We start from the raw sequence: 12,415 nt of genomic DNA, 5'->3' as shown, positions 1-12,415 counted from the left end.
GGTCGCCGGTGCCGTCCGGGGTGCCGGTGCGGGAGCCGAGGTCGCGGCGGACGGCGGCGCCGCCGGTCACGGTGACCGTGCCCGAACCCAGGGCGGTCTCCTCACCGGCCTGCTTCCCCTTGGCGTAGAGCCGCCAGGTCAGCGGGCCGTTGGCGGCCGGGACGGTGCCGTTCGAGGCGTCACGGCCGTTCCACTGCGGGGCGATGGTGGCGAAGGAGGCCACGTTCGTCGAGGAGCTCAGGGTGCGGAACAGCTTGCCGGACCGGTCCGTGAGGGTGAGCCGCCAGGAGTCCACCGCCTCCTTCGGCTTCCAGACCGGCTTCCAGACCTTGCTGCCGGCGGTGGTCCCCGCCAGTGCCGCCGTGGCCGGGACGGTGGAGGAGACGATCGCGGGCGCGGGCCGGTAACCGGTGCGGGAGGAGAGCGGACCCGCCATCGACGAGTTCCACAGGACCGTGGCGGACCCGTTCGGCCCGGCGGCGACCTGGGGGTACTCCCCGGAGGGCCCGTCGAACAGGTCGTGCGGCATGGCCCGGGGCGCGGTCCAGGTGTCGTTCGTCGAGGTGCGCGTGGCGACGACCGCGAAGCGGCCCCCGGTCTCGGGCGTACCCCGCCACTCCCGCCAGGCCACCCGCAGCGTGCCGTCGGGGGCGATCGAGGCGTCGAAGCCGTACCCCGAGTTGGGCACGTTGAGGCGCTTCCTGACCCAGGAACCGCTGCCTGCGGCGAGGGTGGAGGAGATGACGGCCGAGTCCGCGTTCGGCGCCTCGGAGTCGTTCTCGTAGCTCTCGTGCCAGACCAGGGTGATGTCACCGTCCGGGGCGATGAGCGGCTCCGGGGCGGGGACGACGGAGTCGAACGCCTCGGACGTCACGTGGGTCGGGGTCTTCCAGGCTCCGCCGGGGCGCTTGCCGGTGACGCCGAAGCGGCTGGTCGGATCCCATTCGCCCTGGCCCCAGTCCCGGCTCTCGCTCCAGGTCAGGGCGAGCGAACCGTCGTGCCCGGCACCGGCGTTCGGGGCGCGGAGCCCCTTCGCGGGCGCGACGGCGGGCGTCGGAGTGCTCCAGTCGCCCCCGGTGCCCGGGCGTTCCGTGGTCACGATCCCGGGGAGGCCGTCGGTACCGGTGGCCCGGTAGGCGATCAGCGCGTCACCGGCCGGGGTGACGGCCACGTCGGCGCCGTCCACCAGCCGGGTGCCCTCGGGCTCCGAGCCCACGACCCGGGAGGCCGGGGACCAACTGCCGTCGGCGCCCCGGGAGGCGGTGTACACCGCGGAGCCGGAGCCGTCGGTGCGCGCGCCGGACCAGACGGCCACGGCGGTGCCCTGCGGGCCGGCGGCCACCTGGAAGGAGTCCACGGCCAGGCCCGCGCCCGCGGCGAGGAGCTCCCGGGGCTCGGACCAGACGCCGGAGCGGAGCTCGGACGTCATCAGGCGGGTGGCCGGGAGGGGCTTCCCCCAGCCCACGTCGGCGGACTCGGCCCAGGTGATCGTGGCCCCGCCGCCCTGGCCGGCGGTGATCCGCAGGGGCAGCCGGGAGGTCAGGCCCGTGGCGGTGAAGGTGGGGCCGGTCCAGAAGTCGTCCGCGACCGGCCGGACCTTCACGGTCAGGTTCCCCGCCTCGCGCCAGGCGGCGACGGCCGATCCGTCGGACAGGGCGCCCAGCTCCATGTCCTCGGCCCGCGGGTTGTGCTCGTCCCCGCCCACGGACGCCGGCCGGTTCCACCCCAGGGGGTCGGCGGCGTGCGCCGTACTCGAAGTGACCAGCGGTACGACGACCCCTCCGGAAACGATCATGGCGGCAGTGGCCACAGCCGTGGCCAGCCTGGTGCTCCTGCGCGTGCGTGCGCCCATCAGTCGGTGTCCCTTTCCCCGTACCCCGTCGACTCGTGCGGATCCGCCGCGGCCCTCGGCCGTGATCACGGATCAAGGAGTCTGACCACCGTCCCGGCCGGATGGTTGTACGGGATGCGGCACGGATCGCCGAGGAAGCGGGCGGGGCCGGGGCGAGGTCGAGGGCGGGGCAGGCGGAAGGCCCCGCGCGGACCTGTCGCGCGGGGCCTTCCGGGCCGCGGTGGACGCCTTCGGCGGTGCCGGGGCGTCCTCGGCGGGGGGTGTGGGGCGGGGCTACGGGGCGGTCGGGGGCCGGTACTCGCCCAGCAGGCCCTTGAGGAGGGCGGCGGTGGAGAGCTCGCGGGGGGCCGGGCCGGCGTGGAAGAAGCCGGCGTTCGGGGCGTCGAGCTTCCTCAGGAAGTCGAATCCCTTCGCCTCGTGCTCCCCGAAGGCCACGAACTGCCAGTGGATCGGGTGCGCGGCCGCGTCGGCAAGGGCCTGGCGGGCGGGCTGGCGGTTGTCCGGAGGACCGTCGGTCTGGAAGACCACGAGGGCCGGTCCGCCGTCCCCGTTCTTGTCGTAGTGCGCGAGGACCTCCTCGACGGCCCGGTGGTAGCTGGTGCGGCCCATGCGGCCCAGACCGGCGTTAAGGGTGTCGACGCGGCCCGCGTGGTCGTCGAGGGTCAGGTCCCCGGTGCCGTCCACCTCGGTGGAGAAGAACACGGTGTGGACCGTGGCCCGCTCGTCGAGGTGCGCGGACAGGGCGAGCACGTGCTCGGCCAGGTGCTGGGCGCTGCCGTCCTTGTAGAAGGGCCGCATGGACCCGGACCGGTCGAGGACCAGGTACACCGTGGCGCGGCCCTCACGGCCCTTGAGCGCCTTCTCCGCGGCCCGGTACAGCGGGACGAGCCCCTTGGCCCGCTTCCGCACCTCGGCCGCCGCGACGGCGGGGGCGATGACGGCGGCGGCAACGGGCTCGGGCGCGGCGACGGGCTCTGCCTCGGGCTGGGCGACGAGGGCGGCCGCGACGGGCTCGGGCTCGGGTGCCTGCGTGGTCTCGGCCTCGGTCTCGCCCTCGCTCGTGGCGGCGACGGGTTCGGACGCCGGCGCGGCGGGCTCCGGCTCCGTGTGCCCGGCGGGTTCGGGCAGGGTCTCGGCGATCGGCTCGGCGATCGGCTCGGCGACCGGTTCCGCGAGGGTGACCGGGTCCGTGACCGTGACCGGGTCCGCGACCAGGTCCGTGATCCGATCGTCGGCGGGCTTCGCGATCGGCTCCGGCGCGGTCTCGACGACGGGCTCCGGTGCGGTCTCGACGACCGTTTCCGCTGCCACGAGCGGCTCGCTCACCGGCTCGGTCGCCACCGGCTCCGGGGCCGACGCGACGACGGGCTCCGCCTTCGCGACGGGCTCCGCCGGAGCCGCCCCACGGATCGGGGAGTCGGCCGAGCGGGCCTCCGGGACGGTGGGGTCGGCCGGCGGGGGAGCGTTCTCGGCCGGGGCCAGGTCCACCCCGCGCCGGGCCGGCTCGGCCACCTGGGCCGGGACCGGCTCCGGGTCCCGCGGCGCGGACTGCTGCGGGACGGTCGGGTTGTCGAAGGAGGCCGCGACGAGATCCGCCGCCGCGTCCAGCGGGGTCCGCCCGACCTCACCCGCCGCGCCGCCCGCGGGGGACTTCGCGGCGGCCTGCGCGGGCACCACCGGATCGGTGCCCCGGTCCGCCTGGGCCGGGAGGGCCGCCTGCGGCTGCGCCTGCACCTGCTGGTCGGGCCCCGTCGCTTCGGCCGTTTCCGCACGGTCGCGGCCGAACACCTTGCGCAACAAACTCCGAATACCCATGGGCGGGGCCTTTCGTACGAGCTGGGGTGCGATGTTTGTCCGAACTGCGGGGTGATGGGGCAAAGAATCCCTGCCCAGAGTGGACACGTAAGGTTATCGGTCCCGCGCCCCGTTACCAGGGAGTGGCACCCCCGATCTGGCCCGCGCGGGGCCCCCGCGCCGGGTGTTCGCGGGGCCGCGGAGGCCCGTGGGACGAGCCTGCTGCCCACCCCCTTCCGAACTCCCGCTCCGACGCGCCGGATTCACCAGCCGTTCATCCGGTCGCCGCCGCAGTGGCGCAAGCCCGCCCTAGCGTCACGGCTGGATTCATTCCGACACGATGTCGGCGCAGGTGGCGTCGCCGTGTACTCAACCGGAGGACATTTCGTGCGCAAGTTCCTGCCGCTCCTCAGCACCTCGCACGGTGGCGGTCGTTCCGCGCTGACCTGCCGCTACCGCTGTGGTGACGCCTGCTTCCACGAGGTGCCGAACACCAGCGACAACGAGTACGTCGGTGATGTCATAGCCCGTGCGCTTTCGCGCCGTTCGATGCTCCGCGCCGCCGCCGTCGTCACCGTGGCCGGTGCCGCGGGCACCTCGGTGGTGCTCGGTGAGTCCGGCTCCCCGGCCACCGCCGCCGCCAAGCCGGGCACCGTCCCGACCGCCGCCGACGGCGCCCGCGGCCTCCGCTTCGCCCCGGTCGCGCCCAACACCGACGACAAGGTCACCGTGCCCTCGGGCTACGACCAGAACGTCGTGATCCGCTGGGGCGAGCCGATCCTGCGCGGGGCCCCGGCCTTCGACGCGAACCGGCAGACCGCCGCCGCCCAGGCCGGACAGTTCGGCTACAACAACGACTTCCTCAGCCTGCTGCCGTACGGCGACCCGTACGAGCGCCGCCAGGTCCTCGTGGCCAACCACGAGTACACGGACGAGCAGCTGATGTTCAAGGGCTACGACGCCGCCAACCCGACCCGCGAGCAGGTCGAGATCGCCTGGGCCGCGCACGGCCTCTCCGTGGTCGTCGTCCAGGAGGACCACCGCAGCGGCAAGCTGACCGCCGTCCGTCGCCATGAGCTGAACCGTCGCCTGCACACCACCAGCGAGTTCAAGCTGACGGGCCCCGCCGCGGGCAGCACCCTGCTGAAGACCTCCGTGGACCCGACCGGCACCAAGGTGCTCGGCACCCTCAACAACTGCGCCGGTGGCACCACCCCGTGGGGAACCACCCTGCACGGCGAGGAGAACTTCAACCAGTACTTCGCCAACGCCGACCAGGTCACCGACCCGGTGGAGGCCGCCCGCCTGAAGCGCTACGGCATGACCGCCGGCGCCACCGAGCGCAAGTGGGAGCGGTTCGACAAGCGCTTCGACGTGGCCCAGGAGCCCAACGAGTCGCACCGCTTCGGCTGGGTCGTCGAGCTGGACCCGTACGACCCGCGCTCCACCCCGCGCAAGCGCACCGCCCTCGGCCGCTTCAAGCACGAGGCCGCCCAGCCCCGCCTGACCGAGGACGGCCGCCCGGTCGTCTACATGGGCGACGACGAGCGCTTCGACTACTTCTACAAGTTCGTCTCGAGCAAGGCGATGAAGAAGGGCAAGTCCCGCGCGGCCCGCGAGCACAACCTGACCCTCCTCGACGAGGGCACCCTCTACGTGGCCAAGCTCTCCGGTGACTCCCCGGCGGCCGAGATCGACGGCTCCGGCAAGCACCCCTCGGACGGCCAGTTCGACGGCACCGGCGTCTGGATCCCGCTGGCCACCGCCTCGGCCTCCGGGAACGTCTCGCACGTGGACGGCATGACCGCCGAGGAGGTGTTCGTCTTCACCCGCCAGGCCGGTGACAAGGTCGGCGCCACGAAGATGGACCGCCCCGAGGACGTCGAGCCCTCGCCGCGCACCGGCCGGGTGTACGTGGCCCTCACCAACAACAGCAACCGCGGCAAGGCCGGTCAGCCCGGTGCCGACGAGGCCAACCCGCGCAACCTGAACAAGCACGGCCAGATCCTGGAGCTCGCGGAGGGCTTCGACGACCCGGCGGGCGACACCTTCGCCTGGCGCCTCTTCCTGGTCGCCGGTGACCCGAAGGACCCGGCCACCTACTTCGCCGGATTCCCCAAGGAGAAGGTCAGCCCCATCTCCTGCCCGGACAACGTGGCCTTCGACTCGCACGGCAACCTGTGGATCTCCACGGACGGCAACCAGCTCGGCTCCCACGACGGCCTGTTCGGCGTGGCCACGGCCGGTGAGCGCCGCGGTGAGTTGAAGCAGTTCCTCACCGTGCCGCGCGGCGCGGAGACCTGCGGGCCGCTGATCCAGGACCGCCGCGTCCTGGTCGCGGTCCAGCACCCGGGCGAGATCGACGGGGCCACGGTGGAGAACCCGGCCTCGGTGTGGCCCGACGGACCCGGCAAGATCGTCCGCCCGTCCGTGGTCAGCGTCTGGCGCAAGGACGGCCGCAACATCGGCGTCTGAGTCGGGCAGTTGGGCGCTGTTTCACGTGAAACAGCGCCCTGGGGCGGCACTTGTTTCACGTGAAACAGCGGCCGGGCGGGCCTTCGGGCCCGCCCGGCCTGTCAACTGCCCTCCTCCGGACGGTGGGCGGGGAGGGTGAGTCGGGTCACCGCGCCCCCGTCGGGAGAGTTGGCGAAGCTCAGCCCGATCCCCAGTACGGCGGCCTGTCCCCGCGCGATGGTCAGTCCCAGGCCGTGCCCCCGACCACGGCCGGGATCCCCGGTCCTGAACCGTTCGGGGCCCTGTCGGAGCAGTTCCTCGGGGTAGCCGGGGCCGTGGTCGCGGACCGTCACCGTGGTGCCCTCCACGCTCACCAGGACCGGGGGTGCCCCGTGCTTGTGGGCGTTGACGAGCAGGTTCGCCAGGATCCGGTCCAGCCGACGGCGGTCCGTGAGCACCACGGCGGGCTCCGCCGTGCGCACCTCGGCCGCCAGTCCGGTGCCCCGCACGATCCGCTCCACGGCCGGGCCCAGCTCGCACCGGCTGAGGTCGGCCCGCTCCACGCCCGCGTCCAGCCGGGAGATCTCCAGCAGGTCCTCGGTGAGCAGGTGCAGGGCCCGCAGCCGGTCGTTGATCATCTCCTTGGGGCGCCCCTCGGGCAGCAGGGCCCCGGCCGCCAGCGCCCCCGTGAGCGGGGTGCGGAGTTCGTGGGCCACGTCGGCGGTGAACCGCTTCTCGGCCTCCAGCCGGTTCTGGAGGGTCTCGGCCATGGTGTTCAGGGCCACGGCCACGTCCCGTACCTCGTCGTGGTGGCGCGGCCGCGCGCCGCCGGCCGGGCCCTCGGATCCGCCCCCGGCCGTGCCCGAGGCGTCCCCGTCGAGGGGGACGCGGGCATCCAGGTCCCCTTCCGTGATCCGGCGGGCCACCGCCGCGGTCCGGGTCAGTCGACCGCTGATCCGCCGGGCCAGGAAGAGCCCCGCGAGGGCCACCAACCCGGCGGCCACCACCGCCGAGGCCAGGATCGCGGTGTCGATGGCCCGCAGCCGGTCCCGGGTGCCCTCGTAGGGGATCCACACGGCCAGGGCCTTGCCGTCGGCCGGGCCCGCCGCCCACATCACGGGCTCCCCGCGGAACTCCCCGACCATGCTGCCGCTGTGCCCGCGGGCGACCGTCCGGGCCAGGGCGGCGGGGAGCTCCGGCGGGTCCACTCCGCTGCGCACGTCCCCGTGCGTGGTGCCGTAGGCGTAGTGGGAGACCGCGTGTTCCAGGGCGGCCAGGGCGTCCTTGCGCACCTCGCCCACCAGCTGCCGGGCCACCACGTTGTGCACGAGGATCCCCAGGACGGCCGCCACGGCGCAGCACACGGCGGTGGTGGTGACGGAGATCCGCCACCTCAGTCCGCCCGTCCGGCCCGGTCGGCGCATCCCGGCCGCCGTCAGATCTCGCTCTGGGGGCAGGGCTTCGCGGACTCCTTCACCGAGGGGCAGTCGTCCACGGTGACGGCCTCCAACACCATGCCGCCCTTGTCCGGGTCCCAGACGTAGTCGGAGATCGCGACGAGCTCCGGGTTCGAGGTGGGCTCGCGGACCGCCAGGTGCCCGGCGGCCACCTCCACCCCCTCCAGCACCGCGCGCCGGGAGAGCACCCGTGTCACCCGGCCCTCGCGCACGGTGTAGACGCGCAGTTCGCTCAGCCTGCCGTCGATGTCCACCGCGGTGATCATCTCGGGTACCCCGTCCTCGGTGAGGTCGTGGAAGACGGCGGGCCGCACCGGGCAGTCCGGCCCCGGATCCCCGCCGGCCGGGCACGGGGCCAGCCGCCTCACGGCCCGCGGGTCCACCAGCCGACCGGTGCCGCCGTCCTGTCGGCCGGCGGCGGTGAGGTCGGCGCGGACCACCTCCAGCACCCCGGCCGCCTTCACCCCGCCGGACGGGACCGTCGGCAGCCCGGGTACCGGCGTGGGTTGTCCGGGGCGCTGTCCCGGCCCCGGCGGCTCGGGCCGGATCCCCTTCCAGAGCGCCTGCGGGGCGTGCACCTCGCCGAGGTCCCCGTCGTCGCGCAGCCCCTCCACGTCGGCGCAGCCCGCCGCGGCCCCGGCCACCGGGCCGAGGAGCAGCGCCCCGAGCAGGGCCCGGGTCCGGCGCGCGATCGGGGACGGAGGGTGCCGCATGCCTCCGATGCTGCCCGGCCCGCGCCGCCCCGGCCCACTGCCGGACCCATTCGGGCGACCCGACCGCCGGGCAGGGGCGAGGCGGGGCCGACCGCCTGGCCGGGCCGGGGCGACGGATCCGCTCCCACCCGACCCCCGACCCCCGACCCCCGACCCCCGACCCCCGGCGCCCGGCACCCGTCCCGGCCTCCGGCGCCCGTCCCGTCACCCGGCCGCCGGCACCCGTCTGTCGGGCCGCCGACGGCTCGACAGCCGACCGGGACGTCCGCGGCCGCCGGTCGGCTCAGACCTCCGGGGCCGCCACCGACCAGGCGGCGGCCACCTCCTGCCGCACCGGCTCCAACACGCTCTCGGGGTCCTCCGGCCCGGACCCGCCGGGAGCCGGCCGGAGGACCGCCCCCGGGGCGCCACCGCCGCGCACCCGCGCCGCGAGGGAGCGCAGCTCCGCCGTGATCTCCTCGACCTCGCGCGGTGCCGGCGGCGCGGCTCCGTGGTTGACCCGCACCCGGGCGGCCGTCGTCGCGTCCACCACGCGCTCCGCGGCCACCACCAGGGGCCACCAGGCCGCAGCCCGCGCCCCCGCCGGCGGCGGCTCGGTCAGGGCCCGCTGGAACTCCGAACGCACCCCCGACAGGTCCCGGTAGATCCGCCGCCGGGCCTGGAGCCGGGCCAGACGGGCCTGTCGCAGCGCCTCGTCCCCGGCCGCGACCGGACCGAAGGCCCGCTGCACGTATCCGGCGGCGTCGTCCACCGCGTCCGCGAGCCGGTCCCCGATCCGCGTGCGCCAGCTCTCCGGCCACAGCAGGTACCCCGCCACCAGGGTGATCCCGCAGCCGATCAGGCTGTCCACGAGCCGGGGCCGCACCAGGTCGAAGCCCTGGTGGTTGAGCAGGTCCGAGAGCAGCAGGATCACGGGGGTGATCGCGGCGGTCTGGAAGGCGTACCCCTTCGCGGAGAAGGCCGGGATCAGCGCGCCGAGCAGGACCATCACCGGGACGTCCCACCAGCCCCGCGGCACCTCGGCCAGCACCGCCGCCGCGACCACCAGCCCGCCCGCCGTGCCCAGGGCGCGCAGCACCGCCCGCGAGAACACCGATCCGAAGTCGGGCTTGAGCACGAAGGTGACCGTCAGCGCCACCCAGTACGAGCGCTCGATCTCCACCAGCGACACCAGGGACTGGGCCAGGCCGATGCACAGTGCCAGCCGCAGCCCGTACCGCCAGGAGGCGCCCGAGAGCAGGACGTTCCGGGTGGCCCGCCGTACCCGCACCCGCAGGGCCGCCGGACGCCCCAACCGGTCGTCCACGTTGTTCGGGTCGGGGTCCGCCCGCAGCACCACCGCCGAGGCGTGCCGCAGCGCCGCGTCCACGGCCCGCTCGGCCGGCCCGTCCGGCGCGCCGGCGGGTTCCGGCGGCTCCGTCCCGTTCGGGCCCTCCTCCACCGCCGCGGCCAGCGCGCGCACCGCCGCCGGGATCTCCGGCGGCAGCGGCCGGCCCCGCAGGTGCACCGCCGGAGCGGCCTCCACCAGCGGGATCACCACGTTCAGCTGGGCCAGCAGCCGGGTCAGCGCCGGGGTCCGGGCGTGCGCGCGGGCCCGCCGGGCCAGCAGCAGGTCGTACGCCTGGTTCAGGGACTGGGTGACGGCCTGCCGGCGCTCCTCGTACCCGGGGCCGCCCGCGGCCTCCAGCAGCCCGGCCAGCGAGCGGTAGGTGGCGGCCACCGCCGTCCGCTCCGGCCGTCTGCCCCGCAGCGGCCAGCCCAGCAGGGTCAGCAGCAGCACGAACAGTCCGCCGGCCGTCAGCAGCAGCGGCGCCGTCCACCAGGGCTCCGGCATCGGCAGCCCCGCCCCGACGACCGCGTTCAGCAGGAGCAGCAGCCCGGACACCGAGGCGACCGCCCCGATCGAGGAGATCATCCCCGACACCAGCGCGATCACGGTCAGCACGGCCACCGCGAGGGCCCCCTGCCCGTACACCAGCGTGCCCAGGGCCACCCCGACCGCGCCGAAGAGCTGTGGCACGGCGATGTTGTACACCCGCATCCGGTACGCGTCCGCGGTGTCCCCGATCACCCCGGACAGGGCCCCCATCGAGACCAGCGCCCCGTACTCCGGCTCGTCCAGGGCGAAACCCACCGCCAGCGGGGCGGCCAGGGCGATGCCCGCGCGCAGCACGGCGGCCCAGGGCACGGGGGCGGGGCCCGGCCGGAGTCCGCCCAGGAGCTTGCCCGGCGGGGCCAGGGGAAGTCGGCCGGTGCGGCCGGGCGGTGGCTGCTGCGTGCCCTGTTCGGTGCTCATCCCGCTTCCGTACCGCTTCCGTACCGCCGGGCGCGGACCGGGTCCGCGCGGTCCGGGAAGGTCCGCGGGGAGTCCGTACGGCCCGTACGGCCCGCACCGCTCCCGCCTGAATCGTTCCTTCTCGGTTCTTTCGGTTCTTTCGGCTCTTTCGAGTCTTCACGCTCTTTCGGCGCCTTCACGTCTTTCACGTCCCGGGCGTCCTTTCGAGACTCTTCCACCCTATGGGGTGGCACAGGAGGTTCAGTGCGTAAAGGACGATCCCGGGCCTCCCGGCAACGGGCCTGCGCTCGCCCCGCCGCCCGTCCCGTCCCCGCCCGCTCCGCTCCGGCCCGCGCGCCGCCGACCCATCAGCCAGGCCGGTACCGCCACGGCCAGTCCCACCCCCAGCACCACCCACGCCGTGGTCCGCAGGAAGGCCGTCAGCGCGTCGTACACCGCCGCCGCCGCGGGCCGGTCCACGTCCGGCGGCAGGTCGGCCAGCATCAGCCGTCGGCACACCGCCACGGCCACCGCCAACAGCACCGCCCCGAGAGCCAACCCGACCCCCGTGGCCGCCAGCGCCCGCCACCTCCGCCGGGCCGCCACCACCGCTCCGACGGCGAACACCAACGTGAGCACGGGCAGCCACACACCGGCGATCTGCAGCACGTGGAACCCCTTCCTGAGCGCTCCGAGGTTGTCGTACTCCAGGACCGTGATCGTCGTGTGCGAGACCGGGATCCGGTCCGCGAACGGCACCCCGTCGGCCACCAGGTCCGCCTTCACCCGCGCGATCACCGGAGCCAGGTCCACGCTGACGGTGTTCCCGCCGCCCCGGGTCAGGGCCGTGAAGAAGGCCGCGTGCGCGGCCCGGTTCGCCGCGTCCCAGGCCGTCCGGTAGGCGTCCGTACCGACGAACGACCGCACCGCCTCCCCGAGCAGGGACTCCACCCCGCCCTGGAAGGGGCCCAGGTCGATCTGGCGCGAGATCGCGGTCGTGGCCTGCCGGGCCACCGCGTCCGTCACGGCGGGATCGGAGGCCAGCGGCTCCATCGCGGCCACGTACCGGTCCGCTTCCCCCACCACCCGATCGGCCCACACGGCCACCGCGCCCAGCGGCACCAGCAGGGCCAGGACGAGCACGAGGGCCGTGGTCAGCCCGGCCGCGAGGGAGTTCCGCACGGCACCAGGGAACTCCGCCCGGGCCCGGGCGGCCAGCGGTGCCGGTCCGCACGGGTGATCCACTTGCCGCGCGGGTGACCCGGGTGTGCCCTGGAGGGTGAACCGGGTGGGGGGAACGGGGTCGCACCCGCGCCCCTCGCAGGAAGGAGCCCGACATGGCTCACGCGGCACCCACCGCTCCCGGGCGGCACCTGGGCGGCATGAAGGACATCGGCTCCGGAGCCTGGCTCAGGCCCGTGCTCACCGGCCTCGTCTACGGGGTCTGGGCGGCGTTCATCCAGCGCCAGATGGGCCCCGTCGACGCCGGCAACGTCTTCTACGGCATCCTCTGCGGAGTCATCTGCGCGGCCGTGCTCTTCCTGCTGGCCCGGGTCGGCCCGAGCCTGCCGCAGGAACTCCGCGCCTTCGCGTACGGAGCCTTCGCGGGTATCGCCATCGGCTACCTGTACAGCCTCACCGGCGAGTCCATCCTCCGCTCCTGCGGCATCGGCCTCGCGGTCGGCGCGGTCGTCGGCCCGGCCGCCTTCTACCGGTACCACACCCGCGAGCCCTGAGCCCGGCCCGGACCGGCCCGCCGGTTCCCGCCCCGCACCCTCGCGCCCCCGTCCCGCCCGGTCCTGAGCCAAAATCACAACTAATAACAACATGAAAAGTTGTATCAAAAGCTTATTGGCTCTTAAGGTCTGTT

7 protein-coding genes and 1 pseudogene are annotated in these 12,415 nt (G+C 74.7%); 2 read left to right on the top strand and 6 right to left on the bottom strand.

Translation table 11 applies throughout. The features are described 5' to 3' along the window. Together ABTZ17_RS33640 and ABTZ17_RS33635 are read right to left on the bottom strand one after the other, a co-directional pair. A pseudogene (locus ABTZ17_RS33640) lies at positions 1–1,795 on the bottom strand (hypothetical protein); the annotation flags it as partial. A gap of 330 nt (positions 1,796–2,125) precedes the next feature. Continuing rightward, positions 2,126–3,667 carry a VWA domain-containing protein gene (locus tag ABTZ17_RS33635; RefSeq protein ID WP_352199600.1) on the bottom strand — a complete coding sequence of 514 codons (1,542 nt, stop codon included), beginning with the start codon at positions 3,665–3,667 and terminating at the stop codon, positions 2,126–2,128. A gap of 366 nt (positions 3,668–4,033) precedes the next feature. Here ABTZ17_RS33635 and ABTZ17_RS33630 point away from each other — a divergent pair, with 366 nt between their 5' ends. Then, complete coding sequence (locus ABTZ17_RS33630) at positions 4,034–6,121, top strand: PhoX family protein (RefSeq protein WP_352199599.1); 2,088 nt, start codon at positions 4,034–4,036, stop codon at positions 6,119–6,121. Positions 6,122–6,222: 101 nt separating this feature from the next. On the opposite strand, the gene ABTZ17_RS33625 is transcribed toward ABTZ17_RS33630, so the two are convergent. The 4 genes from ABTZ17_RS33625 to ABTZ17_RS33610 all read right to left on the bottom strand — a co-directional run bounded on the left by ABTZ17_RS33625 (position 6,223) and on the right by ABTZ17_RS33610 (position 11,727). Beyond that, entirely contained in the window at positions 6,223–7,524 is a 1,302-nt protein-coding gene (locus ABTZ17_RS33625) for a sensor histidine kinase (RefSeq protein WP_352199598.1), read from the bottom strand. An 11-nt stretch (positions 7,525–7,535) separates the two neighbouring features. Next, entirely contained in the window at positions 7,536–8,270 is a 735-nt protein-coding gene (locus ABTZ17_RS33620) for a hypothetical protein (protein ID WP_352199597.1), read from the bottom strand. Between the two features lie 283 nt (positions 8,271–8,553). After that, complete coding sequence (locus ABTZ17_RS33615; RefSeq protein WP_352199596.1) at positions 8,554–10,566, bottom strand: FUSC family protein; 2,013 nt, start codon at positions 10,564–10,566, stop codon at positions 8,554–8,556. A gap of 240 nt (positions 10,567–10,806) precedes the next feature. Continuing rightward, positions 10,807–11,727: a hypothetical protein gene (locus ABTZ17_RS33610; RefSeq protein ID WP_352199595.1), complete on the bottom strand. Its 921-nt coding sequence runs from the start codon at positions 11,725–11,727 to the stop codon at positions 10,807–10,809. Between the two features lie 155 nt (positions 11,728–11,882). Here ABTZ17_RS33610 and ABTZ17_RS33605 point away from each other — a divergent pair, with 155 nt between their 5' ends. Continuing rightward, entirely contained in the window at positions 11,883–12,281 is a 399-nt protein-coding gene (locus tag ABTZ17_RS33605; protein WP_352199594.1) for a hypothetical protein, read from the top strand. Positions 12,282–12,415 lie beyond the last annotated feature (134 nt).

The organism is Streptomyces sp. NPDC097619, from assembly GCF_040302735.1.
GTDB lineage: Bacteria > Actinomycetota > Actinomycetes > Streptomycetales > Streptomycetaceae > Streptomyces.
The sequence above is the reverse complement of the archived record's forward strand: the minus strand, read 5'-3'. Positions and strand labels throughout refer to the sequence as shown.

Bases quoted from the DNA above. Each gene is read 5' to 3' on its own strand.
- ABTZ17_RS33635 (WP_352199600.1), bottom strand. From the start codon at position 3,667: ATGGGTATTCGGAGTTTGTTGCGCAAGGTGTTCGGCCGCGACCGTGCG.
- ABTZ17_RS33625 (WP_352199598.1), bottom strand. From the start codon at position 7,524: ATGCGCCGACCGGGCCGGACGGGCGGACTGAGGTGGCGGATCTCCGTC.
- ABTZ17_RS33620 (WP_352199597.1), bottom strand. From the start codon at position 8,270: ATGCGGCACCCTCCGTCCCCGATCGCGCGCCGGACCCGGGCCCTGCTC.
- ABTZ17_RS33615 (WP_352199596.1), bottom strand. From the start codon at position 10,566: ATGAGCACCGAACAGGGCACGCAGCAGCCACCGCCCGGCCGCACCGGC.
- ABTZ17_RS33605 (WP_352199594.1), top strand. From the start codon at position 11,883: ATGGCTCACGCGGCACCCACCGCTCCCGGGCGGCACCTGGGCGGCATG.